The following is a 26,114-nucleotide window of genomic DNA, read 5'->3' as shown; positions in this document are numbered from 1 at the left end:
CCGCATAAGCGCGGAAGCGGAACGGTGAGATGAACGAGTACGGCTTGCTGGCTGTGGGCAGGCGCGCCCAAGAATCTCCTGCCGCTAAGTGTTTGCGCAGTCGGGGGATCATTCCATTGAGGGTAGGTTCTTTTTCACTATTCAATGGATATACATGCCGCTGTTTTTGTCGTTTCTTGTTTCAAAGAATGACGAAAAAGAAAAGAAGGAAACGATATTCATCAAAATTTGTTTGCAGTTAGGACGAACGGACTATTTACATGGAATGAAAAAAACGGTAAAAATAGAAGTGAGGACAGTAGTTTAGAAAAAAGAGAAAATTCTGTTTATCAAGGGGACAGCATTATGGTTTACGATGGAATCATTTTGTCGTTGTTGATCGGCTGGTTTCGCGGCGGAAGCCTGAAAGGGTTGGCCAACATGAAATTGCGCGGCGGTTGGTTGTTTCCGCTCTTGTTGGCGGTGCAGTTTATCGTCTTTTTCCTTCAAGAACGCATCGAGTGGATCGCCAAAATGAGCAACGTTATTTTTCTTCTCGTCTATATCACAGGACTCGCATTTCTGTGGCTCAACCGCCATCAGCCGGGGTTTCCGGTCATCTTCGCCGGCGTCTTGCTTAACTTTATCGTCATGGCCGTAAACGGCGGACGGATGCCGGTATCGATCGAAGCCGCCCAATTTCTCGGCCGCGAATACATCGAAGCGTTAAAAGCCGGTCTGTACGGCAAGCACCAGGCGATCACATCGGATACGCTTCTGCCGTTTCTTGGCGACATCATTCCGCTGTCTCCGCCGTACCCGCGCCAACAAGTCATCAGCATCGGCGACGTTGTGATGAACGTAGGGGCGTTCTTGTTCATCCAGCATCTGATGCTCAGCGCACCGCGCCATGGGGCAGACGATGCTGAAGAAACAACGGGTGCTCCTGCGATCAATAAATAAAATTTTAAGGGGGAAAAGGACATGAAATTCAAAGCAAAACAAGTGTTAATCAATTTGTTCATCCTTGGTTCGGTGATTGTGGCATTGACTTCTGGATTTAGACTGATTGAATAGTTGTGGCTTTTCTGCAAGATTTGATTCAAGATGTTTTCAACACTTGATTAAGAAAATGATTTCATGTATTGCGTCTCTTTTTAGTCTTATTAATCGAATTTTATTCACATGAGAGTGGTTATATATGGCGTTGAATTTTAAAGAAACAGAAAAAATTTATATTATCATAATTTCATTTTTAGGTTTGTCCAGCTTTTGGATTAATCTTGATTTCTTTGCTCAATCCCTTTGGGATTGGGTTTTAATTTATATGTTAGTTGGTTCCATTATTTTGTTGAATTTTTTTCCGATTAGTTTACCTCCTAAAGCTAATTCTTTCTCAATGGACTCATCTATTTATCTTGCTATTTTATTTTTATATGGCATTAGTTTTACTCTGAAAGTTTTGTTTATTTATAGTGTTGTGGAACTGTTTTACAGACGAAAAATGTCTTTTTGGAGACATTTATTTAATTTTTCAATGTATTGTTTGATGATATCAGGTGCCTATTATTCCTTTTTGTTTTTCCACGGAGAAATTGGAAAGATAAATTACTACAATCTCCTGCCTTATTTAGTTAGTTTACTGGTTTATTTCGGGATTAATGTTATTTTGATATTGCTTTTCTTTCTCTGCGTGGGTCAAATCTTTAAAGGGGCCCTAGAACTAGGAATTTTAAAAGAGGCATGTGTCAGCTATTCTATTACTCTATTACTTTCATTAGTTTTAGCTATTTTGTTATGGGAAGCAAAATACTTTGGGCTATTCTTACTGATTATTTTAGTGACATTGTTATCTTTTATCTTTAAAAAATTTTTGCAATTATACCAACTAGTCTCCAACCGCGCCAACAAAGACCACCTCACCGGTCTTTACAACCATGGTTTTTTCAAGGAAGCGCTCAAGGAGCAGTTTTCCGACTGCAAACTGCTTAAACAGCCGTTGACATTGGCGTTCCTTGATCTGGACGATTTTAAAAAATACAATGACCGAAACGGCCATTTGCAAGGCGATCGTTTGTTGACTTTTTTCGGGAAGATACTGCAAAAAGCGGTGGAAGGGACGAACTTCACGGTCGCCCGCTATGGCGGAGAAGAGTTTGCCATTTTAATGCCCAACACGACGAAAGAAGACGCGTACGCGTTTTTAAATCGGTTGCGCAAAGAAGTGAACGATACATATTTTGAAGGCGTCGAGCATATTCCGTATCGTTGCCTGTCGTTTTCGTGCGGCATCGCCGAGATGGAAAAAGATATGTACGAAAGCGAGGAATTGATCCATCGGGCCGATCAGGCGCTGTATTACGCGAAGGCGCAAGGGAAAAACAACGTGCAGCTGTATGATAAGCACAATATGTGCTTGGATGAGATTAAGTTTAAGCAAGATTTGGAAGCGCTCGAGCAGCAAGTGAAATTTTTTCTTTCCAAAGATGTCTATACATACCGCCATAGCAAACGGGTGTTTAAATATGCGTTGGAGTTTGGCAGCCGTCTTGATGAGTTGACCGACCATGAACGGCAGACGCTCATTTTAGGAGCGCTCATCCATGACATTGGCAAAATCGAAGTGCCCCGCGATATTTTAAATAAGCGCGGAAAGTTGGAGAAGTATGAATGGGAAATCATCAAAAAGCACGTAACGTGGGGGCGCGAGATTGTGGCGGCGGAGAAGCGGTTTGATGATTTGCTTCCGCTTGTCGAGCTGCACCACGAACGATATGATGGGAAAGGGTATCCGTATGGGCTGAAAGGGGAAGAAATCCCGAAACTGGCCCGCATTTTGTGTATTATCGACTCGTTTGACGCTATGACAACCGAGCGGCCGTACCAGCCGACGAAAACGTTTGAAGAGGCGCTTGAAGAAATCGAACGTTGCGCAGGAACGCAGTTTGATCCGGTCTATGCGGCGAAGTTTATCGCGTTTGTGCGGAAGCATTATTTGCCGCTTGCCGAGATGGAGCAACTGAATTAAGTGAAAGAAGGCACTTGCCGATGGCAAGTGTTTTTTATTTTGGTTTTGAATGTTTTTGAATGATTTTTCTCCTTTATTGAATGATATTGATAGAAAATGAATGTTTTTGATTGATTTTTTCACTATCTTGGGATATGATAGAGTTGTAAGCGATATCCCCGATGATTGGAGGTGGGAGTGTGCTGACCGAAGAACGCCACCGCCTCATTTTGGACCTGTTGGCGCAAAAAGGAGTCATCAAGCTGCAAGAGCTCGTTGACGCGACCGGGGCGTCGGAGTCGACGATTCGCCGCGATTTGACGCAGCTTGAAACCGAAAAGAAACTGCGCCGTGTGCACGGCGGGGCGGCCTTGTTGCAGCAGAAGCGCGAAGAGTTAAGCGTATCGGAAAAATCGCTGAAATATATCGAAGAAAAGCGGCGGATCGCTGCCTATGCGGCCAGTTTGGTGCAAAAAGGAAACTGCATCTATTTAGATGCGGGGACGACAACGTGGGAAATGATTCCGTATTTGGCTGACAAAGAGGTCATCGTTGTCACGAACGGCGTGATGCATGTCGAGCGGTTGCTTGAGCACAATGTGGCGACGTATTTGATCGGCGGCATGATCAAGCCGAAAACGAAGGCGTTGATCGGGCGCGGTGCCATCGAGTCGCTGCGGCAGTACCGCTTTGACCAATGCTTCATCGGCGCCAACGGCGTTCATTACGACTACGGTTATACGACGCCGGATCCGGAAGAAGCGCTGGTGAAATATACGGCGATGCAGCTGGCGCAACGCGCGTATGTGCTCGCTGACCATTCGAAGTTGAATGAAAGCGCGTTTGCGAAAATTGCTGATTTGCATGAAGCGGTGTTGATCACCGATGAATTGGATGAAGAGTGGAAAGATTTGTATCGAACAAAAACAACAGTAGAGGTTGTGGCTCCGTGATTTACACATGCACGTTGAATCCATCTGTTGATTATATCGTTCACCTCGATGAGCTGCATGTTGGCGAACTGAATCGTTCAGTGAAAACGTTCACATTTCCGGGCGGGAAAGGGATCAACGTATCGCGCGTGTTGAAGCGTTTGGGTGTTGACAGCACGGCGCTTGGATTCGTCGGCGGGTTTACCGGCGGGTTCATTGAAAGCGAGCTTCGGAAAGAAGGCATTGCCTGCGATTTTGTTCATGTCCCAGGGCAAACGCGCATTAACGTCAAACTGAAAGCTGGGCGGGAGACGGAAATTAACGGTGAAGGCCCGATGATTGCCGATGACGATGCAACACAATTGATAGCGAAAATCGGAGCGCTTTCGGCCGGTGATGTGCTTGTGCTCGCCGGAAGCGCGCCGATGTCGCTGTCGGTGGACGTGTACGAGCAACTGGCGGCTCGAGCGGTGAAACGGCGTGTTCGTCTTGTCGTCGATACGAGCGGTCCGGCGCTCGAGGCGCTGCTCGCCTACCGGCCGTTTCTTGCCAAGCCGAATCACCATGAGCTGGCCGAACTGTTTGGCGCTGCTGTGCTGACGAAAGAAGAAATCATCCCCTATGGCCGCCGGTTGGTTGAAAGAGGAGTGGAGCATCTCATCGTCTCGATGGGCGGCGCGGGGGCGTTTTACTTCGGCCGGGAAGCAACGCTGTTTGCCGAAGCGCCACAAGGAACGGTGAAAAATTCGGTCGGGGCGGGCGATTCGATGGTCGCTGGATTTTTGGCCGCCTGGGCGAGCGGAACATCCATTGAGGAAGCGTTCGCTTACAGTGTCGCCGCCGGAAGCGCGACCGCGTTTTCGGAAGATTTATGCACGAAAGAGGAAGTCGAAGCGCTCGTCGACCGCGTCCGCGTCGCACGTTTATAGGAGGAAATAAAGGGGGGCGTACAGATGAATGTCACGGATTTGTTAACAAAGGAAACGATGATTCTTGAACTTCGGGCAAAGACAAAAGAGGAAGTGATTGAAGAGTTGGCCGCGAAACTCGCCGAGGCGGGAGCGGTCAGCGATATGGAGGCGTTCAAACGGGCGATTTGGGCGCGCGAAAAACAAAGCACGACCGGCGTTGGGGATGGCGTCGCCATTCCGCACGCCAAAACGGCGGCGGTCAAGCGCCCGGCGGTGGCGTTTGGCCGTTCGGCTGCCGGCATTGATTACGAGTCGCTGGACGGCCAGCCAAGCCATTTGTTTTTCATGATCGCGGCCCCGGAAGGCGGGGAACAGACGCATTTGCAGGCGTTGGCGAAACTATCGTCGCTGTTGATGGATGCCTCGTTCCGCGCCCGGTTGGAAAATGCTTCGGATGAAGAGGAGATCCTCCGTTTGTTCAAAGAGAAAGAGAACAAAGAGGAAGAACCGTCTCTGCAAGGCGCGCCATCTGGCGGCGGACGGAAAGTGCTCGCCGTTACCGCCTGCCCGACTGGGATTGCCCATACGTATATGGCCGCTGATGCGCTGAAGGCGAAAGCAGCGGAAATGGGCGTATCCATCAAAGTCGAGACAAACGGCTCCGATGGGGTGAAAAACGCTCTGACGGCGCAGGAGATTGAAGAAGCAACGGCGATCATTGTGGCGGCCGATAAACAAGTGGAAATGGACCGTTTTGACGGCAAACATGTCATTCAAGTGCCGGTCTCCCAGGCGATCCGTGAGCCAGAGAAGCTCATCGAGCAGGCGCTGCGCCAAGACGCGCCGATTTATCGGGCAAGCGGTGCGGCGCGAGGCAGCGCGGGAGCGGCGAAACCGCGAACCGGTTTTTACAAGCATTTGATGAACGGCGTATCGAATATGTTGCCGTTTGTCGTCGGCGGCGGGATTTTGATTGCGCTTTCCTTCACGTTCGGCATTAAGGCGTTTGATCCGAAAGATCCGTCGTATCATCCGTTTGCCAAACTGTTAATGGACATTGGCGGCGGCAATGCGTTCGCTTTAATGGTCCCTGTGCTGGCCGCATTCATCGCCATGAGCATTGCCGACCGGCCGGGATTTGCGCCGGGGATGGTCGGCGGCTTTCTAGCGGCGAACGGCGGCGCTGGGTTTTTGGGCGGATTGATCGCCGGCTTTTTGGCCGGGTATTTAGTCGTCGGGCTGCGGAAACTGTTCAGCCGCTTGCCGCAGTCGCTTGAGGGGATTAAACCGGTGCTGCTCTATCCGGTATTCGGTATTTTCCTCACCGGCATCATTATGATGTATGTGGTCATCGATCCAGTCAAGGCGTTGAATGAAGGGATGAAACATTGGCTTTCCGGCATGGGCACCGCAAACTTAGTGCTGCTTGGTGCGGTGTTGGGCGGCATGATGGCGGTCGATATGGGCGGACCGATCAACAAAGCGGCGTATACGTTTGGGCTGGCGATGATTGAAGCCGGCAACTTTGCGCCGCATGCGGCGATTATGGCTGGCGGGATGGTGCCGCCGCTCGGATTGGCGCTGGCGACAACGTTCTTTAAGAAAAAGTTTACGAAAGCCGAGCGTGAAGCTGGAAAAACGTGCTATATCATGGGCGCTTCGTTCATTACCGAAGGGGCGATTCCGTTTGCCGCGGCTGATCCGGTGCGGGTCATTCCATCGATTATCGTCGGCTCGGCCGTTGCGGGAGCGTTGACGATGTGGTTCCATATCGGTTTGCCGGCGCCGCACGGCGGGATTTTCGTCATCCCGATCGTCAAAGGCAGCGCATGGCTTTATATGTTGGCTATTTTGATCGGCTCGGTCGTCACGGCGCTGATGGTCGGGCTATGGAAAAAAGAAGTGGAAGAATAATAGAAGAGGCGTTTCGCCAAAGGCGGAGCGCCTTTTTTCTCATCAAATTTTCATGACAGGGGGCCTTGTCAGTGATACAATGAACGGTTGTAAATGAGAGGAGAACTCATGATGAACACGTTTTTGCAGCTGAATACGATTTTTATCAGCATATTGATTGAATCGTTGCCGTTCGTCGTGCTTGGGGTGTTTGTTTCCGGAGTCATTCAAATGTTTGTCAGTGAAGAGACAGTGCAACGATGGGTGCCGAAAAACCGCGGCTTGGCGATTGTTTATGCGGCATTGGTCGGGGTTTTGTTTCCTTCGTGCGAATGCAGCATCGTGCCGATCACCCGCCGTCTCGTCGCCAAGGGGGTGCCGCTTTACGCGGCCGTGCCGTTTATGTTAACGGCTCCCGTCATCAATCCGGTTGTGCTGTTTTCGACATATATCGCCTTCGGAAGCAGTTGGACGATGGTATTGTGCCGGGCGCTGTTCGCTTGCGCCGTCGCCGTCGCTGTCGGCGCCGTGATGGCGATTCGGCATGAAGGCAGCGAGTTGCGCCATGAACGGCGCGAGATGCCGATGATGCCCCGTACGTGGAAAGAGAAAATCGTCGGCACCCTGCACCATACGATCGATGAATTTTTTGCGACCGGAAAGTATTTGATCATTGGGGCGTTCATTGCTTCGGCGATGCAAACGTATGTGAAAACGTCGGCGCTTGTTTCGATCGGCAATGGGAAAGTGGCGGCCTCTTTGGTCATGATGGCGCTCGCCTTCGTACTGTCGCTCTGTTCCGAGGCGGACGCATTTATCGCCTCGTCGTTTCAAAGCACATTTCCGTTTCACGCGCTGGCAGCGTTTCTTGTTTACGGGCCGATGCTCGATGTGAAAAATACGCTCATGTTGTTTCAGTCATTCCGCGCCCGGTTTGTGTGGAAACTGATTGCCTATATCACGTTGTTTGTGTTTGCCGGATCGCTATTGATCTAGCAAGGAGGTGGCGGCATGGTTCGCATGTATATTTTGCTTGGGTTTGCGTTTTTGTTTTTCCATTTATATATTACTGGAGAGTTGAGCAAATACATTAATATGCGGTATTCGTATATTTCGTTTAGTGCGATGTTTGTGTTTGCTTTTTTAACGATCGTGCAATTTGTGCTGGCAAGCCGCAACGAGGAACCGCACGATCATGGGGAGGAGTGCTGCGGCCATCATCATCATGAGCCGTCTGCGCGCTGGAAGCGGGCGGTGAATTACCTTATTTTTGTTTTTCCGCTTGTTTCCGCCTTCTTGTTTCCCGTTGCGACGCTGGATTCTGAAGTCGTAAAGGCGAAAGGAATTCATGTTCCTGGGATGGCGGCTGACAGCAGCGATCCGTTTGCCCAGCGGCAGTTTTTGCGTCCGGATACGAGCATGTATTATGGGCGGGATGATTATCAAAATGCCATGGAAAAAGAGCTGAAAAAATACGGCCGTCTCCCTCGCTTGGAGTTGAATGATCAAAACTATTTAAATGCCATGGAAACGATTTATCAGTTTCCTGGCGAATTTGCCGCCCGCGACATTGAATTCATCGGGTTTGTCTACCGTGAGGAAACGGCGCGCGCCAATGAGGCGTTTCTCCTTCGCTTTGGAATCATTCATTGTGTTGCGGATTCAGGGGTGTACGGGCTGCTCCTTCAGTTTCCAAAGACGGTGCCGCTTCAAAATGATGAATGGATTCATGTGAAAGGTACGCTATCCACCATGTATTACCAGCCGTTTCATATGACGCTTCCGTATGTAAAAGTGACGTCATGGGAGAGGGTGGCCAAACCGAAGGAGCCGTACGTATACCGCCAATTCAATGAATAAGAGCGAGCCGCTGACTGGCTCGCTCTTTTGGATAAAGTTGCGCTCATTCCTTTTGCCGCGCTTGTTTCACCATGGTGATTGCGCCTGTTTGGCTGAACGTATTGTCGAATTGGGAAAGGGCCGTCAACGCTTGGGCGGCATCGATCACCTCGCCGAGCTTTAAGCAAAGCAAGCGGTCATCTTCCAATCCGCGCCGCCGCCATTCGGCCCATAAGCGATCGAGCGCTTCTTTCGGCGTATCGTCCGCGAGGCGGAAGGCCCCGTAATGCATCGGGACAAACAGCCGGGCGCGGCAGTCCAAAAACGCCTGCACCGCTTCTTCGGGCGTGGTGTGCTGCGGCCCCATAAACCATTCCGGTTCGTACGCGCCGATCGGCAAGAGCGCATAGTCGATGGAAAAGCGTTCGCCGATGTCGCGAAAGCCGCGGAAGTAGCCGCTGTCGCCGGCGAAGTAGATGGTGGGCGCGCCGTTTGATGTGATCACCCATCCGCCCCAATGCGACGTGTTCGTGTCCCACAGCGTCCGCCGCGTCCAATGCTGGGATGGAACAAACGTCAGCGACACATCACGGAAGACGGCCGTTTCCCACCATGACAGTTCGGTGACATGGCGGTAGCCGCGGCGGCGGAACAGGCGGCCGAGGCCGACCGGCACGAACACGTGCGGATCGCCTTTTAAGCGGCGGAGGCTGCCGAAATGCAAATGGTCGTAGTGGCCGTGGGAGATGAGCACAACGTCCACGGGCGGCATCTTGTCAAGCGGAACGCCGGGAGCCGTCAAGCGTTTGGCCGCGCCCATCCAATTCGCCCAGACGGGATCAGTGACGATGGTGATGCCATTGAGTTGAACGACAAAGGTCGAATGGCCGACCCAACAGAGCTGCGGTCGTCCGTTCGACTCCCGAAGCCGCTCGTATTGAGGCGGTGAAACATGCGGCACGACGTAGGACAAATCTTTTTGTTTTTGTTTCCGCTCCCGCTGCCAACGGCGGAAATCGGCCCATGTTTTGTGCGTCGAGACGCCGTCTAAGTTTTCATAGCGCTTGGCCAACGGTTTCTCACTCCATTTTTTGTGTTATATTATTTAAAGTAGCAAACCTTTTTTGCGAAGTACAAAATGTTTGCCCAGGTGGTGGAATCTATGCTTCGTTCTTTTACAATCCGCACGGCAAAGCGGGATGAAATGATCGACATTACTTCATTCGTCGAGGAGACGGTGCGCCAGGCTAACGTGACGGAAGGGATCGCTGTCGTTTATTGTCCGCATACAACGGCTGGCATCACCATTAACGAAAACGCGGATCCGGATGTCAAGCGCGACATGATGCGCCGCTTTGATGAAACATATCCGTGGGAGCATCCGCTTGACCGCCATATGGAAGGGAACACGGCCGCCCATATGAAAGCGAGCACGGTTGGGGCTTCGCAGCACGTCATTATTCATGAAGGCCGTCTGCTCCTTGGGCGGTGGCAAGGCGTCTATTTTTGCGAGTACGACGGACCGCGCCAGCGCACGTTTTACGTGAAAGTGCTCGAAGGTTAGAAACTATAATTATATTATGTAAACAAAGGGACGGGAGAAGATGATGCCAGAATAGCGGATGCAACGGTTTGATGTAAATAGGGAGAAGAGAACGAAAAAACCCGGGTAAACGTTTACCCGGGTTTTTTCATTTCAAATGTCGAAAAATCCAGCTGTTGAGAACAAGAAGCATTCGCATCCTTACGCCGGCGTCGTCAAAATGAGCGGTCCGTTTTTCGTAATGGCGATCGTATGTTCATATTGCGCTGAATACGAGCCGTCGATCGTCCGCGCCGTCCAGCCGTTCGGATCCATTTTGCTTTGCCATGCCCCCATGTTGACCATCGGTTCGATCGTGATGACCATCCCCTCCTTTAAACGCATGCCTTTTCCTTTTTCGCCGAAGTGGGGGACATACGGCTCTTCGTGGATCGTCGGGCCGATGCCGTGTCCGGTGAAATCGCGGACGACGGAAAAGCCGTGCGCTTCGACGTACGTTTGAATGGCGTGGCCGATGTCGCCGATTCGATTGCCAAGAACCGCTTGCTCGATTCCTTTATAGAGCGACTGCTCCGTGACGTCAAGCAGCTTTTCCACGTCTTCACCGACGTCGCCGATGGCGTACGTCCAAGCGGAATCGGCGAGCGCTCCGCGCAAATTGACGACAAAGTCGATCGTGACGATATCGCCTTCTTTCAGCGGCTCGTTGCGCGGAAACCCGTGGCAAATTTCATCGTTAATGGAAGCGCATGTCGCATACGGATAGCCGCGGTATCCTTTTTGTTCCGGTTTGGCGCCGTATTTGGCCAAAAACGTTTCAACGAACCGGTCAATTTCCATCGTTGTGACGCCCGGTCCGATGCGTTTGGCGATCTCTTGATGACAGGCGGCGAGCAACTTTCCCGCCTCGCGCATCAATTGAATTTCCCGTTCCGTTTTGACGTGAATCATGCAACTGTCTCCTTTTCCTCGATGTGTTTCGCTTCGATAGTATTGTAGCAAAAAGAACTGTGATGTGAAACCGCGGCGATCCGTTCTGAACTGAGGAGCTATTCCAGAATTTCACCCCAAAATAGGACGCGAAAGGGGGGACGAAAGGAAAAAAAGATGCCCGAAAAAAAGAAAAGGCCCTTTGATGGGGGCATACAGAACTTCGATATGTTGGTCCTTGCCTGCAAGAGCTTTTACGGCTGGTCCCTGCTATGTCACAAGGCGGCAAACAGCTGTTTTTCTTTATCGGAAATCGCGGAGGAAGAGGGAGACGGTGCGAGCGGCAAATAAATGGACACCGTTGTCCCTTTATGTACTTCGCTTTCGATGCGGATCGTTCCGTTCATCGATTCGACGATGCGGTAGACGACCATCATCCCAAGCCCTGTGCCTTTCACTCCTTTCGTTGTAAAATACGGCTCGCCCAAACGTTCGAGCTGTTCTTTCGTCATGCCGACGCCGGTGTCAGCGATGCGGATGAGCACGCGGCCGCTGTCAATGGAGACGGACACTTGCAGCGTCCCGCCGTTGGGCATCGCTTCGATGGCGTTTTTCATTACGTTGAGCAAACATTGACGGAATTTTTCGCGCTCACCGATGACGGAAAATGGGGCAAGCGTCGCTTGAATGTCGACGCAGCTCATATTGGCGAGCGGGCGGAGGATGTCAATGACACGCTCAATCTCAAGTTTCACGTTCAGCTTTTCCGGAGTCTCGGGCGCCGGTTTAGCGAACGTCAAGTAATCGGTGATGATCGCTTCCGCCCGATCAAGCTCCTCAATGGCGATGCGTGCATACTGGCGGCGTTTGTCGGCGGCGAGCGATTGTTCCTCGATCAGCTGAATAAATCCGCGCGCCGCGGTGAGTGGATTGCGAATTTCGTGGGAGATCGAGGCCGCCAAATGGGTGACAGCTTCCATTTTCTCAGCACGAATGATTTGTTTGCGCAGCGCGATGCTATGATGCATCATCTCCCAAAACGAACAAACGACGAGCATGCTGATAGGCTGCACAAGCAAAAAAATGAGCGCAACGGAAGGTGGAGGAGAAACCGCGGCCGCCATCCACTCCGCCATGGCGACGGTCAATACACCGGAGCCGAAGCTGAGCGATGCGGCGAACAGTGCCCGCTGTTTGGCTGGCATTCGGATAAACCGTTTTGTCAATAAACTGCTCGTTGCAGCGATGGCGATGGAAATGACGGCGGTGACGAAGACGCCAGCTCCGCCAAACAACGAGCGGTAGGCGACCGCTGTCAGCGCCAAAAATGCCGCCGCCCCTGCTCCGCCGTACAGACCGCCAAGCCATAATGGAATTTGCCGCAAGTCAAAGATAAAATCACTCTCTTCCCCGACCGGAAGGGTGATGCATAACACGATGACGACGGCGTAACAAATGGTCAGCAAATAAAGGCGAACCCGTTTCGGCCCTTTCTCTTGCTCCGTACAAAGCGGAACGAGAAATACTGGCAGAAGGATGAAAAACAAGTTGAGCAAAAAATCCTTGAAAATGTTGAGCATCACGGCACCTTCTTTCCCATCGTCAAGCTGCATAGGCAGAATTTCTACAAAACTTGCGAATATATTACATTGTAACCGGAAACCGACCCGCATGTTAAGGTCGAATTCATAGCCTTTTTTTGATATAAATCTTGTTTTTTCGACAATAGTAGGAAAAAAGAACTATTTTTTGTTTATTAGAAAATAACGATTTATTATTATCAAATTATTCTGTAATATTTTAATTGTATATATATTCTATTATAGTGAAGGAGGAGTTTTTCTGTCTAAGCGTTCGATCACTTCACTCGTTGCTGCGCTGTCCCTCGGCATCGGGCTGTGGGCATCTCCGGCGGAAGCTCCGAAAGCGGCCAACACCGCTGGCATTCCGGCTGTGAAGCAAGGGGGGCCGATCGATTTTGCGATCGCCAACGAAGAGAAGCTGGCGGAGATGTTGAAAAAAAGTGGAAAGCTTCGTGCTGATGCGACTCCTGCTGAGGCGGAACAAGCGGTGCGCGACTATTTGCGGCAAAAGGCGGCCTATATGCCGCGGGAGAAAGGGGAATTATACGAGAAAGAGGCAAAGCGCGCCGGGGCGCTGCGGGACGGACAGCGGACAAACGGGGTGCTGAACGGGAAAGGGAAAAAGCTCGGACAATCGAAAACGGCTTCCGTGCCGTCTGCCCAACCGGAGCGGTGGAACGGCGGCAAGCGGGTCGACCGTGTACTTGTTTTGCTCATCGAATATCCGGACTTTCCGCATAACAGCATTCAGCCAACTGAAACGGATATGTATTATAAAGATTATACACGCGAACATTATGAAGATATGATTTTCGGCGGCGATGACGGCTATTATGATGGGCCGAATGGCGAGAAGCTCATTTCGGTGAAAAAATATTATGAAGAGCAATCGGGCGGCAGCTATTCAATTGAAGGAAAAGTGGCGGGCTGGTATCAGGCGAAACATCCGGCCAAATACTACGGCGGCAATGTACCGGCGCCGGATGGCAATGACGCCCGTCCGCGCGACCTTGTGCGCGAGGCGCTGGCGGCGGCTGCGAAAGATCCGAGCATCAATTTGCGCGAATTTGACCAAGAAGACCGCTATGATTTGGACGGCGATGGCAACACGCGTGAGCCGGACGGTTTGATTGACCATTTAATGATCATTCATTCCAGCGTCGGAGAAGAAGCAGGCGGCGGTTCGCTCGGCGGCGATGCCATTTGGTCGCACCGCTGGAATTTAGGATCGGTGTACCGCATTCCGAATACGACAACGGATGTGCCGTATTGGCGCGGCCAACTGGCGGCTTACGATTATACGATTGAGCCGGCCGACGGGGCGGCGGGGGTGTTTGCTCACGAATACGGCCACGATTTAGGGCTGCCGGATGAATACGATACGATTTACTCTGGTTTGGGCGAGCCGATCGCATATTGGTCCATCATGTCGAGCGGCAGCTGGGCAGGGCGCATTCCGGGCACCGAGCCAACAGGCTTCAGCGCCTGGGCGAAACAGTTTTTGCAGTCGACCATGCCGGGCAGCAACTGGCTGAGCGGAACGACCGTTGAGTGGAACGAAGTGACGCAAAACGGTGTTGAAGTCGTGCTCGATGAAGCGAACACGAAAGGGACGAACAACGATGCCGTGCGCATCAACTTGCCGAAGAAAGAGGCGGTCGTCACGATCCCGCCAAGCGGTGCGTATGCATATTTCTCCGGCAGCGGAAACAACTTAGACCATACGATGTCAACGACGATCGATTTGACGAGAGCGTCCAAGGCGACGCTGGCATTTGATACATGGTACGCGATTGAGAAAGACTGGGATTACGGGGCGGTAGAAGTAAAACCGCATGGCAGCAACGAATGGACAACAATTCAAGGAAACATTACGACGACCGACAATCCATACGGGCAAAACCCAGGCAATGGCATTACCGGTACGTCAAACGGCTGGGTGAAGGCCGAATTTGACTTGTCGGCCTATGTGGGCAAAATCATCGATCTCCGTTTCCATTATGTAACGGATGTGGCGGTGTCGGAAGCCGGCTGGTATGTTGATAACATTCAAGTGACGGCAGATGGCGCAACTGTGCTTGTCGACGGCGCCGAAGGGGACAGCTCCTTTGTGATGGACGGCTTTGAGAAAAGCGATGGCAAGCGGTATTCGGAGCATTACTACTTGCTTGAATGGCGCAACCACCGCGGCGTCGATGAAGGGCTCGCCCATATTTTGCGCGGCGACCGGCTTCTTTCGTACGATCCAGGGCTTGTCGTCTGGTATGTGGATGAAGGATATGACAACAACTGGACGGGCGTCCATCCGGGCGAAGGGTTTCTTGGCGTTGTGGATGCCGATCAGCATACGTTAAAATGGTCGGGCAACACGACAGCGTCGACTCGCTATCAAGTGCACGATGCGGCGTTCAGCTTGAAAAAAGGTGCACCGTTCCGCCTCGAGTTGGGCGGCTCGCAACTGATCGACAACGATACATCGCCGACGCCGGTGTTTGACGACAGCCGATCGTATGACAATAAAGGGGCAGTTGACGCCGGCCGGAACGTGGCCAACTATGGCCTAAAAATCCGCGTCATCGGTGAAAGCGCTGACCGCACGGCAGCGCGCGTGTTGATCTATCGCTGACAAAATCTAGAGGCGCACGGAACGTTTCCGTGCGCTGAACATTTGTCGACACGGTTTGTCATCCCTTCGTCGAATTTGTTGATTTTTCTTTCCCCCTTTTTTCCGCTTTTTCCGTTTATAATCATAAGTAGGATTGGATGAGAAGGGGGAACAAACAGAATGGAATGGTATGAACAGCTGTCGGCGTGGATTGCCGAGAAGCAGCCGGTGCGCGTCAAAACGAATCAAGGGGAAGAGGTTGTGTTGCCGATCAAGTTGTACCAAGAAGCGCGCAAATTGTTTGTCTACAACCGTCAAATGCGGCTGATGAATATTCCGTTGGATCGGATTATTTCTGTTGAGCCGACGCGCATCATCGGTTCCTTTGACCGCCGGGGAGAAGAGACCATGGTACATACTCGTTGAACGGAGGGCACGCGTCTTTGGGCGCGTATTTTTTTCATGGCGTTTGAAGCTATCTACACATTCTTTCGAGGAGGAAGGCAGCGTGTCAAAAAGCGCAATGGTTTTGGTTGCATAGCCCAACGCCGTCCTTTAGAATGGAAAGGACGAACGACTGACCATAAGGGGGAAGGGACATGCATGGCAAACGGATTGCCTTGTGCGCCTCACGCAAACTGGACGAAATGACAACGCTTATTGAAAAGCAAGGGGGAACGGCCATCATTCGTCCAGCGCAAGGGACCGTCTTTTCAAAGGGAAGCGAACTGGGAGAGGAAATGCGAACCGTCATCGCCATGCGGCCGGACTGGATCGTATTTACGACGGGAATCGGCTTTGAGGCGCTGTTGGAAGCGGCCGACCGGGAGGGAATGGCTGCTGAATGGCATCGAACGATCAAGGAAGCGAACGTGGCTGCCCGCGGCTATAAAACGGTGACGGCGTTGAAACAAATCGGCGTCACCCCGGTGGCCGCAAGCGAGGACGGGACGACGAAAGGGTTGATTGTTGCTCTTGACGGGCACGACTTTGCGGACAAGAACGTTGTTGTGCAGCTGTACGGCGATACCGCGCCGGCGCTTCGGCAATTTTTCCTTGAGCGTGGCGCGTCCTATACGGAACTGCTTCCATACCGGCATGTCGCTCCGGATGAGAAGACGCTTGAGACGCTATACAATGAAGTGGTCGGTCGTGAGGTCGATGCCGTCTGTTTTACTTCAGCGATGCAAGTCCGCTTTTTCTTTTCGTTCGCCCGCGAGAAAAAAGAGATCGCACCGCTGCTTGACGCGTTTCGCACCGATGTCGTGGCCTGCGCCGTCGGCAAAGTGACAAAAGAAGCATTGGAAGAAGAGGGAGTCGATCGCGTCATCGCCCCGGAACATGAGCGGATGGGAGCGATGATCGTGACGCTCGCACGCTACTTTGATGCGTAAGCCCTTTGTTGACGCTCGCCGGTGCGGTCATTGAGGCACATCATATTTTGGATGAGCATTTCATGAAAGAAGAAAACGTGCTCTTTCCGATGGCCGAGCGGCTGTTGTCGGATGAGGAAAAAGAGAAGCTGTTTGTGCGCATGAACGAGTAACGGTGAGATGAAAAACGGGATGCGCCCTGATTGGGAGCGCCCCGTTTTTTTGTTTGGTGGTCCTTAGGTGATGACCGCCGCTCGCTCACTGAGCGCGGTCGAACGGTTCCGCTTGTTTTGGCATTCGCTTTCGATAGACGACGTAGCTGCGCTGCAAATAGCGGAGCGGGAAGCTGAACACGTGGACGAGACGGGTGAACGGCCAGACGGCGAACAAGCCGAACGCGGCGAGAATATGGATTTTGAACCAAAGCGGCACTGTTTCCATATAGACCGGGTTCGGGCGGAACGTGAGGAGGCCGCGGAACCACGGGCCGATCGTCGTCCGGTAGTCAAAGCCGTGCGGGTTGACGTTCAGCAACGTCGATGACAATCCGCTGGCGATGACCACGAGCAAAAACCCAAGAGCGATCCAGTCGCCGGTGCTGCTTGTCGCCCGCACGCGCTTTACCGTCAGGCGGCGGCGGAATAAGATGACCAAACCAACGAGCGCGGCCAAGCCGGCCGGAATGCCGCCCGCCAAGGCGATGGCGTGGTACATCTCTTCTGTCACGCCGAGCGCTTCATAAAACGGCTCAGGAATGAGAATGCCCATCACATGGCCGACAAACACGAACAAAATGCCCCAGTGAAAGAGCAAGCTGCCAAGGCGCAGCTGTTTTTTCTCCAACAGCTCGCTTGATTTGGACGTCCAGCCAAACTGGTCGCGCTGGTAGCGCCAAATATGGCCGGCGATGAAAATGACAAGCGCCAAATACGGAACAATCACCCAGAGAAATTGGCTAACCATGCCGTTGCACTTCCTTTCGGGAGCGGCGTCACGCCGAGTTGAGTAAAGGTAACGTGGAGCGCTTCAAACAGCTTGGCATACGAGCTGCCCGCCGCTGCGAGCCGGTCGCCGATTTCGCGGATGTGGCCGGCATAGTCGGCAAGCAAGGCGATCGTATGCTCTTTATCTGCATAGGCCATCCATTCGAGCATCAGCGGCAAATAGTCGGGCAGCTCGTGATCGGAGACGGCGAATCCGGCCGCCTCGTAGCGCGCTTTTAAGGCGACGAGTTCGATTCCGCGCTCGCGCTGCTCGCCGTTTGTCATATACGTCAAGTATAAATTCATCAAAGAAACGAACAAATATTCTTTTGTGTGGTATAATGGGGAAAACGATAAAAGTTTGAGGGGATTTCGTTGCGATACTCCAGCCATGTCATTGCCACATTATGCCTCGGCGCGGTGGCGGCCGCGCATACAAAGCTGCCGTTTACCGCCGCCTATACGGCGGGGCTTGTCATCGGCAGCCTTCTTCCTGACATTGACGAGCCGTCGTCATACGTCGGCCGCCGTTCGTTCGGCGTCGCCGGCAAAGTGAAAGAAGCGTTCGGCCATCGCGGCATGACGCATTCGCTCATCGTCTGGGGGGTGCTTGCCGCCCTCGTCTGGCGCGACTCGGCGTCGCCGTTTACCGCTGGGCTCGTGCTCGGCTACTTGTTTCATATTGTGGAAGACTTTTTTTCTGTTCAAGGGGTGCCGCTGTTTTGGCCGTTTTCGTCCAAGCGGTGGAAAGTGCCGCTCTATCGGACGGGAAAAGGGATGGAGAAAGCATTGGTTGGCATCGCTTGGATCGCGTTCGTCTATTTTGGCGTCAACGGCTTGTTTCACGAATGGTGGCGGTCATGGTTGTCGATGTGGTAACGGCGCCCGATCAAAAAAGGAAAAAAGAGGTGCGGCGGCGAATATGGTGAGAGGAACGGATTTGACTAGATAAGGGGGGAGGAAGATGAGTGAACAATATCCGGTGCTCCCGGGCGCCGAGCCGTTTTACGCCGAAAACGGGCCGGTCGGGGTGCTGTTGTCTCACGGGTTTACCGGCACGCCCCACAGCATGCGCCCGCTCGCTGAGGCGTATGCGAAAGCCGGCTACACGGTCTGCCTGCCGCGCTTAAAAGGGCACGGAACGCATTATGAAGATATGGAGCGGACGACGTTCCACGACTGGATCGCCTCGGTCGAAGAAGGATATGAATGGCTGAAAAAACGATGCGGAGCGATTTTCGCCACCGGACTTTCGATGGGCGGGACGCTCACGCTGCATCTTGCGGAACATCACCCAGACATCCGCGGCATCGTGTTGGTGAATGCTGCTATCGATATTCCGGCCATCCGCGCTGGTCTAGCGGGTGGGGGCGAGCTGCCGAGGTATCTCGATTCGATCGGTTCGGACTTGAAAAATCCGGATGTGAAAGAGCTGGCATACGAGAAAACGCCGACCGCTTCGCTTCTTCAGCTGGCTAGGCTGATGGAACAGACAAAAGCGAAACTCGATCGCATCGTCTGTCCGGCGTTGATTTTTGTCTCCGACGAAGATCACGTCGTGCCGCCGGGAAACGCCGACATCATCTTTCAAGGCATTTCATCGACGGAGAAAGAGATCGTCCGCCTCCGAAACAGCTACCATGTGGCGACGCTCGATTACGACCAACCGATGATTATTGAACGGTCTCTCGAATTTTTCGCCAAGCACGCCGGATAAAACGAATCGGTATATGGCTGATCCTGTTCAAAGGAGAGGCCATTTTTTGTTTGTCGGTATTTTTGTGAAAAAATATGTGGCTGTTTTGCCGGGCTTGTTCTACACTTATAAATAGCTGGAAAAAGAATAAGGGAGTTTTCTTTGTATGAATCATATCAAACCGATCGCATTGCTCGTTGAAGAAAAACGAATCGTGGATGCCCTTGCCCAGGTGCGGCCGCATTTAGAAAACATGGGATTGTTTCAATGGCGGCCGCTCATGGCGTCATGGGATGCGATTGAACCGTTTCGGACGTTCGTCCGGTTGTTTGATTATGCGCTCATGTACCGGCATAGCGGGCTTGTCGCGCGGTACGCCCACCGGAAGTTCAACACGCTGCAGACGCTCGCTTGGGTGTGCGATGAGTGGCTCGAGAACCGCCGGCCGCTCGATGTGGAAGAGGCGCTCACCCCGCGTCTTACAGAAGCGCTCGAAGGCCGGGTGGAGGAGCCGAGGGAATCGATCGCCCGGGCGGCGTTTGCGTTGGTGCGCGCTTTGCTCGATATGCAGCGGATCGATGAGGCACGGGAATGGATGGATGTGGTTGCCCGCTATGAGACGGTGCCGATGCATGACAAGTGGGGCTACTTTTATATCGAGACCGGCGACCGGAAGCGCGCCGAACAGGCGGTTCGCGCCGGTCTCGATGACCCGGAGCGCGGCGACATGTGCTATTTGCTGCTTTCGGATTTGTACGCTCTTGACGGCCGCCATCACGAGGCGCTTGCCGTTCTGGAGGAAGGAAAGCGGCGCTTTCCGCAAGTGCTGGCGTTTTACGCTGAGCGCGTGCGCCGCTTGCGCGATGTGCGCGCCTACCGCGAGGCGCTCGCGGCGATGGATGAACTTGACCGCCTGAATCCGCTTCATATGCATCGCCGTTATTTCGCCCATTTGCGCGCCGAACTGTATTACCAGCTTGACGAATGGGAGAAGCTTGAATCGCTTGTGAAAGCGGAGCCGCAGCTTGAAAAAACGCCGTACGCCCGAGCGCTTGGGCGGCAAAGTAAACGGTCGGTGGTGCTGCCGCTTGTGCCGGTCGTGCAAAAGCATAACTATTGCGTGCCGGCAAGTTTGGAAATGATGCTTCGATTGCTTGGCTCCCCCCGTACGCAGGATGAAGTGGCCAAACATATTTTTGATGTGCGCGGATCGAAATTGTCGACGACGGTTCATTATTTGGAAGAGCTTGGCTTTGTTTGCCGCTTTTTCGTCGGCTCGCCGCTTCGTTGGAAGCGGCTGATTGATGAGGGCGTTCCGGTGCTGTTAAGCGTCGATTATGAACAGTCATCGCACGTGCAGGTGCTGTTTGGCTATGACGAGCGGCTTGGGGCGTTGTACGTGCAAGACCCGAATCTATTTGATCCGTTTGTCGTTTCCGAGGACGAGCTTGCCAAATGGTATGCAGGGACGCATTATTTGTCGATTGTTGCGCTTCCCCGGGAAAAAGCGGCGCTCGCCGCCGAGCTCCCCGAAGAGGAAGACCGCTATTTCCGCGAATTGCATGCGTTGGCCGAAAAGATGGATGAGGACGAACAGGTGCATTTCGACGCGTTTGTCGCCTTTTTGCGCAAGCATGAGCACATCCCGTACACATGGCTGTATGTCATGAAGCATTTTAGCAGCGATGAGGCGAAGCCGCTTGTGTTGGATTACACCGGGCGCGTCTTGAGCGAGTATCCCGAACATAACGACTTGCTGCTGATGGCGGCGAAAGCGTACGTCTACACGCAAGAAATGGAGAAGGCCGAAGACGTGCTCAAACGGGTGAAAGGAAAGGCGCAAAGCCCGCTCTACCATTATTTGCGCGGCCGAATCGCCTTTTTTGCCAGCCGTTACGAAGAGGCGGCCCGCTATTTTCGCACATCGCTCCAGTTGGACCCAGACCAGCCGGAAGTGTGGAGCTATTTCGGACTCGCCTCGGCGTACGCCGGTCATATCGAAAAAGGGCTCATCTCTTCGCGCGTGGCGGTCAGCTTGTATCCGGGCGATTTGTTTATCGAAACGAACCACGGTGTGCTGTTGTTCCACGCGAAGCGGTTCACCGAAGCGCGCGCCTGGTTTGATCGTCTTGTGCGCCGCGAACGGCGGGATGCCCAGCTTTGGTATGAGCGGGCCCGCTGCGATCGGGAGCTCGGCCGCCGGCGCAAGGCGGAACGTGGCTTTTGCGTCGCCAAAGCGCTCGACCCGCAGGAATCGTACCCGTATTTGATGTTGGCTGACTTGTATGATGACGACGGCGATCGGGAAAAAGCGAAAGCGGCGCTGGAAGAGGGGCTGGCTGTTGCTTGGCGTTTGGCGCCGCTTTACGTCCGCCTTGGCGATCTATATATGGATGAAGGAGAGGCGGAACAAGCGGTTTCGTGCTACGAAGAGGCGATCCGCCATGACAGCGATGACGTGTTTGCCCATCTAGGCTTGGCGGCCGCCCTCGCGGAGCGCGGGGATGTGGAAGCGGCGCGCCGGTATGTAGTAGAGCAGCGCACCCGTTTTGCCAACAACAGCGAATATTGGCTCAATGCAGGCAAATGGCTCATCGCCCACGGTTTCGCTGATGAGGAGGAAGGACGCGAGACGGCGCTGTCGTGGTTGGAGGAGGGGCTGCGCCTTGCCGAGTTTGATGCCGAAGAAGCGTACGAGTTTTACATCGACCAGCTGACAACGCCAACTCTTCGAGAGCGCGGCCGGGCGTTTTTGAAACAGCTTGTCTCGGCTCGCCCGAAACTCGCTTCGGCCCATTCCGCTCTCGGCGTCCTTTATGAGCGGCAAGGCCGGCCGTCCAAGGCCATGGCGTTTTACCGAGAAGCCGCCGCCATGGGCCATTGGCTTTCACTCTTCCGGCTGGCGGAGCTGTGCGCCTCGCTCGGACGCTACCAAGAGGCGAAACAACATTATGAGGCGTGTCTCAAAGCCGATCCGTCGTTTGTCCTCTGCCATTTTCGCTTAGCTGCGCTCTATGAGGCAGAAGGAAACGAAGAGCGGCAGCACGCGCATTTGCTTCAGGCGGTTCGCCTTGCTCCGCTGCGTGTGCATAGCGAACAGCTTGCAGCGATCATAGAGCCTTCAGCGCTGCTTCAGGCGTTGGCCGATGCCCGTCCGCGTGGAGGAGATGCGTGGTACTATGACAGCCTCGGGTATGTATATGGGGCGCTCGGACGCAACGATCAAGAAAAGGCGGCGGTCGAGAAGGCGCTTGCTCTTGACCCGGATCACAGTGAAGTGCTTCGTCATTACGCGAACGTGCTTAGCCGGGAAGGACGCACGAAAGAGGCGATCAAGCTGCTCGAGCGGTTGATGGTGCGCCATCCCGACGATGAATCGTTGTATTCGGCATATGTCGCCTTATTCCCGAAAACGATGCGCGGCTTAGGGAAGCTGCGCCACCGGCTGGAACGGCTGAAGATCGGCCGTGAGGCGAAAAGCGTTATTTATCGGAACGCGGCCGCCGCTCTCCTTCCGTATTTGGAAGAGGAACAGAACGAAAACGACGAGCCGGTGCGGTGGTGGACAAAAGCGAAAGAATGGATGGGCAGGTTTTCCTTGTTTTCGATCGTCATTGATTTGTATGAGGAGGCGATTCGCCTCAATCGCAGCCATGCGGAAGCCTATGGGCAGCTCGTCCGCCTTTATGCGGCGATCGAGCTGGAGGACGATGCCGTCAAAACGTGGCGCAAAGCGCTTGCCCGCGTTTGGGATCCTTCATTGGCGCGTGAATTTGTCGAACACTTGTTGAAGGCCGACGAGGAGAAAAAGCGCCAAGAAGCCAAGCGGTGGCTTGAGCGGCTAGTGGCTGATGACCCGGACGATGTCGAACTGCGCGTGTTGCAGGCGGTCGTTTGGCTTCAAGAAGGGCAGCACGAGAAAGCCGAGCGGCAGCTGGAGGCGATCGTGGCGGAAGAACCGCTCGCCCGTGAGGCGCTCATGTTGCTTGGCGAACAGTATATGGAAACGGGCCGCTATCAGGAAGCGGCGGCGCTTTGGGAGCGCTACGCCGATTGGTATCCTGAGGATGAAGAGCTGAATATGCAGCTCGCGGCTGCTTATGAAGCGGCAGGGCACATTGAGCGGGCGTTGGCTGCCATTGAACGGTGCGCCCATATGGCCAAAGATGCTCGACTTCGCTACGAACGAGCCCGCTATCTCGCGCTACTTGGACGCTTCGATGAGGCGAAGCAAGAGCTTGAGGCGGCATTTTCGGCCGATGAAAGCGGAGAGCTCGCCATGTTGGCGGCTGACGAGCCGGCATTTCACCGCTTGGAGCGGATGTGATCAATTGTTGCTTTTCTTTTGATGGAAAGTTTGCTATTGTATGAGAAGAGAAGATGGACGGGGCAAAAGGGGGTGGACGGGACGCATGGAAGCGCCTATTGATTTGCTTGTGTATATGTCGCTTGTCGGCGCGTTATGGATCATCATGAAAGGGTATATGGGCGCACATCGGACAGCGAAATCATTGTTTTACGAGCCGGCGTTGGCCTCGGTTCGCGAGCGGGAGGCGGGAGGAGGCGCCGAACGAGCGGCGCTTCCATGGCGCCCGCTGTTTTTGCCGCAGCGGCGGAAAATTCCCGTTCGGGAACGGACAAGCCGAACGGATGAGGATGGAAGGCCCTTTCCTTTATGATGAAACGGCATGATTTTGCAACATGATATTAAGGAGGGCTTTTCATGAAAAAATGGGTATTGGTGCTGCTTGGTGCAGTCTTGCTTCTTTCCGGCTGCAACCGCAACGAACCGATCAATGAACATAGCCAAGGCATTTGGAACCATTATTTTGTCTACCCGATGTCGAAGCTCCTTTTGACGCTTGGGCACTGGTTTGGCGACAACTACGGCATCGCCATTATCGTGCTGACGCTCATCGTCCGTTTTTGCTTGCTGCCGCTCATTTTGAAGCAGTTCCGCGCATCACTCGCCATGCAAAAACTGCGCCCGGAATTGTTGAAGCTGCAAGAAAAATATAAAAGCAAAGACCCGGAAACGCAGCGCAAGCTCCAGCAAGAAATGATGCAGCTGTACCAAAAGCACGGCGTCAACCCGGCGAGCGGCTGTCTGCCGGTGTTAATTCAAATGCCGATTTTTATGGCGCTTTATTACGCGATTTCGCGGACGCAAGAAATTAAAACCCACTCGTTCCTATGGGTCGAGCTTGGCCACCGCGATCCGTATTTCATTTTGCCCGTTTTGGCGGCGTTGACGACGTTCATCTCGCTCCGCCTCTCGCCGTCGATGGCCGAAGAACAAATGCCGCAAATGGCGATGATGTTGTACATCATGCCGGTGATGATTTTTATCGGTGCCAGTTCCGTTCCGTCGGCGCTGTCGCTCTATTGGGTTGTCGGCGGTTGCTTCTCGATCATCCAGTCGCTCATTTTGCGCAGTCAGCTAAAAGCGGCGAAAGCGGCGGAAAACAGCTAAAACCACATCGACAATCCCCTGTCCGCTTCAAGTAGGCAGGGGATTCAGTATGAGTAAAATATTTGTGGGTGACATTCCGAAATGATTCCCTGATGAGGATTACGAACTTTTGCTTGTGATGCTCGCCTAGAAGGCTGGTGAAAAACTAGTTTTTTGCTCAAATCGGCGGTATTTGATCAGAAAGGAGAACAGATCTGAAAAGGCTTATCTCATTGAAAAAGAGTTAGGGTGAGCCGCTTTTTCATTAAAAATCACCGGCCTTCTAGGTCACCAAGCTGATGAGCGAATAGAGGCCTATGATCCGTGCCGAGACCTGTTGGTCATCCAGGCCAAACGGAAGGCAGGACGGTTATGGGCGGATGTGGTGCGTCAGAACATCCCGTATCTTCAACCGTCATCCAGGACGCCGATTGATCAAGCGTTGTCGGCGCTTCGGGATGAAGGTTGCGTGTAAAAAATGAAATACAATGTCATCGCCGTAAGATGAGGGATGAGAGTTCAAAAGCGCTTACGATATCCATTCCTGAAAATGGTTCACTAATCGGTGATGGACAACGCCCGTAGTGAACCGAAAAAAGTTCTCCACAAAGTCTTGACTGACTCGGGGATTCGTTGTTTCATCTGATGTTAACGTTGCTATGGTATAATGATAGAAAAGGCCAAAAAGATGTGGGCGAGATGGAAAAACAGCAACCCGACCATGTAGGAATAGAGGAAAAGAGAAAAAGGGAGTGAATGGGAATGAACAAGGCGCTCATTAACATCGACTACACCGTCGATTTTATCGCCGATGACGGCGCGCTCACATGCGGGAAGCCGGGGCAGGCGATTGAAGAAGAACTTGTACGGGTGACGAAACAGTTTATCGATCGTGGAGATTTTGTTGTCTTTGCCATTGACAAACATGTGGCGGGAGATCACTACCATCCGGAAACGAAGCTGTTTCCGCCGCATAACATTGAAGGGACAGAGGGACGAAAGCTGTACGGGGAGCTCGAGGCGGTATATCAGGCGAACAAGCATAAAGACAATGTGTATTGGATGGACAAAACGCGCTACAGCGCGTTCGCCGGGACCGATTTGGAGCTGAAATTGCGCGAGAGAGGCATCACGGAAGTGCATTTGGTCGGCTGCTGCACCGATATTTGCGTCCTCCATACGGCGGTTGATGCATACAATAAAGGCTTTCGCATCGTCGTCCACCGGCGGGCGGTCGCGAGCTTCGACGCGGCGGGACACGAATGGGCGCTCCGCCATTTTCGCCATACGCTAGGCGCAGAAATAGTGGAATAATGGAGAAAACATGATAGAATAGACGGTGAACGTTCTTTTTCTCCATTCGGCGGCGCAGTCATTCGTGTGTTGGA

22 protein-coding genes and 1 pseudogene are annotated in these 26,114 nt (G+C 53.0%); 18 read left to right on the top strand and 5 right to left on the bottom strand.

Annotated features, from left to right (window positions below; translation table 11 throughout):
• The first annotated feature begins 345 nt into the window (after positions 1-345).
• From B1A75_RS11850 to B1A75_RS11820, 7 genes are all read left to right on the top strand, one after another.
• Complete coding sequence (locus B1A75_RS11850) at positions 346-942, top strand: DUF5317 domain-containing protein (RefSeq protein ID WP_079936244.1); 597 nt, start codon at positions 346-348, stop codon at positions 940-942.
• Between the two features lie 238 nt (positions 943-1,180).
• Positions 1,181-3,007, top strand: a complete 1,827-nt coding sequence (locus B1A75_RS11845; protein WP_079936243.1) for a diguanylate cyclase — start codon at positions 1,181-1,183, stop codon at positions 3,005-3,007.
• 179 nt (positions 3,008-3,186) lie between these two features.
• Positions 3,187-3,939, top strand: a complete 753-nt coding sequence (locus tag B1A75_RS11840) for a DeoR/GlpR family DNA-binding transcription regulator (protein WP_011231330.1) — start codon at positions 3,187-3,189, stop codon at positions 3,937-3,939.
• Positions 3,936-4,847: a 1-phosphofructokinase gene (gene pfkB / locus B1A75_RS11835; protein ID WP_011231329.1), complete on the top strand. Its 912-nt coding sequence runs from the start codon at positions 3,936-3,938 to the stop codon at positions 4,845-4,847. Before B1A75_RS11840 ends, pfkB begins: the two co-directional genes overlap by 4 nt.
• Positions 4,848-4,871: 24 nt before the next feature.
• Positions 4,872-6,743 carry a PTS fructose transporter subunit IIABC gene (locus tag B1A75_RS11830; protein WP_011231328.1) on the top strand — a complete coding sequence of 624 codons (1,872 nt, stop codon included), beginning with the start codon at positions 4,872-4,874 and terminating at the stop codon, positions 6,741-6,743.
• A gap of 108 nt (positions 6,744-6,851) precedes the next feature.
• Complete coding sequence (locus B1A75_RS11825) at positions 6,852-7,718, top strand: permease (RefSeq protein WP_041467864.1); 867 nt, start codon at positions 6,852-6,854, stop codon at positions 7,716-7,718.
• 15 nt (positions 7,719-7,733) lie between these two features.
• Entirely contained in the window at positions 7,734-8,582 is an 849-nt protein-coding gene (locus B1A75_RS11820) for a TIGR03943 family putative permease subunit (protein ID WP_074044675.1), read from the top strand.
• A 43-nt stretch (positions 8,583-8,625) separates the two neighbouring features.
• Here B1A75_RS11820 and B1A75_RS11815 read toward each other — a convergent pair whose 3' ends face one another.
• Positions 8,626-9,633, bottom strand: a complete 1,008-nt coding sequence (locus tag B1A75_RS11815) for an MBL fold metallo-hydrolase (protein WP_074044674.1) — start codon at positions 9,631-9,633, stop codon at positions 8,626-8,628.
• A 90-nt stretch (positions 9,634-9,723) separates the two neighbouring features.
• Here B1A75_RS11815 and B1A75_RS11810 point away from each other — a divergent pair, with 90 nt between their 5' ends.
• The gene (locus B1A75_RS11810) at positions 9,724-10,125 is read left to right on the top strand and encodes a secondary thiamine-phosphate synthase enzyme YjbQ (RefSeq protein ID WP_074044673.1); all 402 of its coding nucleotides are present in this window, start codon (positions 9,724-9,726) and stop codon (positions 10,123-10,125) included.
• A 180-nt stretch (positions 10,126-10,305) separates the two neighbouring features.
• On the opposite strand, the gene map is transcribed toward B1A75_RS11810, so the two are convergent.
• Together map and B1A75_RS11800 are read right to left on the bottom strand one after the other, a co-directional pair.
• The gene (map, locus tag B1A75_RS11805; protein WP_011231323.1) at positions 10,306-11,055 is read right to left on the bottom strand and encodes a type I methionyl aminopeptidase; all 750 of its coding nucleotides are present in this window, start codon (positions 11,053-11,055) and stop codon (positions 10,306-10,308) included.
• 254 nt (positions 11,056-11,309) lie between these two features.
• The gene (locus B1A75_RS11800; RefSeq protein ID WP_074044677.1) at positions 11,310-12,614 is read right to left on the bottom strand and encodes an ATP-binding protein; all 1,305 of its coding nucleotides are present in this window, start codon (positions 12,612-12,614) and stop codon (positions 11,310-11,312) included.
• Positions 12,615-12,876: 262 nt separating this feature from the next.
• Between B1A75_RS11800 and B1A75_RS11795 the strand changes: the two genes are divergently transcribed.
• The 4 genes and pseudogenes from B1A75_RS11795 to B1A75_RS11780 form a co-directional block, all read left to right on the top strand.
• A complete protein-coding gene (locus B1A75_RS11795) occupies positions 12,877-15,243 on the top strand; it encodes an immune inhibitor A domain-containing protein (RefSeq protein ID WP_041467863.1) in 2,367 nt (788 codons plus the stop codon).
• Positions 15,244-15,402: 159 nt separating this feature from the next.
• The gene (locus tag B1A75_RS11790; RefSeq protein WP_079936242.1) at positions 15,403-15,648 is read left to right on the top strand and encodes a hypothetical protein; all 246 of its coding nucleotides are present in this window, start codon (positions 15,403-15,405) and stop codon (positions 15,646-15,648) included.
• 173 nt (positions 15,649-15,821) lie between these two features.
• On the top strand, positions 15,822-16,616 hold the full coding sequence (locus tag B1A75_RS11785) for a uroporphyrinogen-III synthase (RefSeq protein WP_011231319.1): 795 nt from the start codon (positions 15,822-15,824) through the stop codon (positions 16,614-16,616).
• A gap of 8 nt (positions 16,617-16,624) precedes the next feature.
• Positions 16,625-16,768 (top strand): annotated as a pseudogene (locus tag B1A75_RS11780) (hemerythrin domain-containing protein); the annotation flags it as partial.
• 85 nt (positions 16,769-16,853) lie between these two features.
• Here B1A75_RS11780 and narI read toward each other — a convergent pair.
• Together narI and narJ are read right to left on the bottom strand one after the other, a co-directional pair.
• Positions 16,854-17,558 carry a respiratory nitrate reductase subunit gamma gene (gene narI, locus B1A75_RS11775; RefSeq protein ID WP_079936241.1) on the bottom strand — a complete coding sequence of 235 codons (705 nt, stop codon included), beginning with the start codon at positions 17,556-17,558 and terminating at the stop codon, positions 16,854-16,856.
• On the bottom strand, positions 17,534-17,971 hold the full coding sequence (gene narJ, locus B1A75_RS11770) for a nitrate reductase molybdenum cofactor assembly chaperone (RefSeq protein WP_254866629.1): 438 nt from the start codon (positions 17,969-17,971) through the stop codon (positions 17,534-17,536). The genes narI and narJ overlap by 25 nt, the downstream gene beginning before the upstream one ends.
• Between narJ and B1A75_RS11765 the strand changes: the two genes are divergently transcribed.
• From B1A75_RS11765 to B1A75_RS11740, 6 genes are all read left to right on the top strand, one after another.
• On the top strand, positions 17,954-18,457 hold the full coding sequence (locus tag B1A75_RS11765; RefSeq protein WP_074044428.1) for a metal-dependent hydrolase: 504 nt from the start codon (positions 17,954-17,956) through the stop codon (positions 18,455-18,457). The two genes, narJ and B1A75_RS11765, sit on opposite strands and share 18 nt — an antisense overlap.
• An 85-nt stretch (positions 18,458-18,542) precedes the next feature.
• Complete coding sequence (locus tag B1A75_RS11760; RefSeq protein WP_074044429.1) at positions 18,543-19,295, top strand: alpha/beta hydrolase; 753 nt, start codon at positions 18,543-18,545, stop codon at positions 19,293-19,295.
• 145 nt (positions 19,296-19,440) lie between these two features.
• The gene (locus B1A75_RS11755) at positions 19,441-23,601 is read left to right on the top strand and encodes a bacteriocin-processing peptidase family protein (RefSeq protein ID WP_079936240.1); all 4,161 of its coding nucleotides are present in this window, start codon (positions 19,441-19,443) and stop codon (positions 23,599-23,601) included.
• 85 nt (positions 23,602-23,686) lie between these two features.
• Positions 23,687-23,953, top strand: a complete 267-nt coding sequence (locus tag B1A75_RS11750) for a hypothetical protein (RefSeq protein ID WP_011231313.1) — start codon at positions 23,687-23,689, stop codon at positions 23,951-23,953.
• Between the two features lie 44 nt (positions 23,954-23,997).
• Entirely contained in the window at positions 23,998-24,747 is a 750-nt protein-coding gene (yidC, locus tag B1A75_RS11745; RefSeq protein ID WP_011231312.1) for a membrane protein insertase YidC, read from the top strand.
• 741 nt (positions 24,748-25,488) lie between these two features.
• A complete protein-coding gene (locus B1A75_RS11740; protein ID WP_011231310.1) occupies positions 25,489-26,040 on the top strand; it encodes a cysteine hydrolase family protein in 552 nt (183 codons plus the stop codon).
• Positions 26,041-26,114 lie beyond the last annotated feature (74 nt).

Origin of the sequence: Geobacillus sp. LEMMY01, assembly GCF_002042905.1 — a bacterium.
Taxonomy (GTDB): Bacteria; Bacillota; Bacilli; order Bacillales; family Anoxybacillaceae; genus Geobacillus; species Geobacillus proteiniphilus.
Note: the sequence above shows the minus strand (reverse complement) of the source record. Positions and strands in the feature narration are given on the sequence as shown.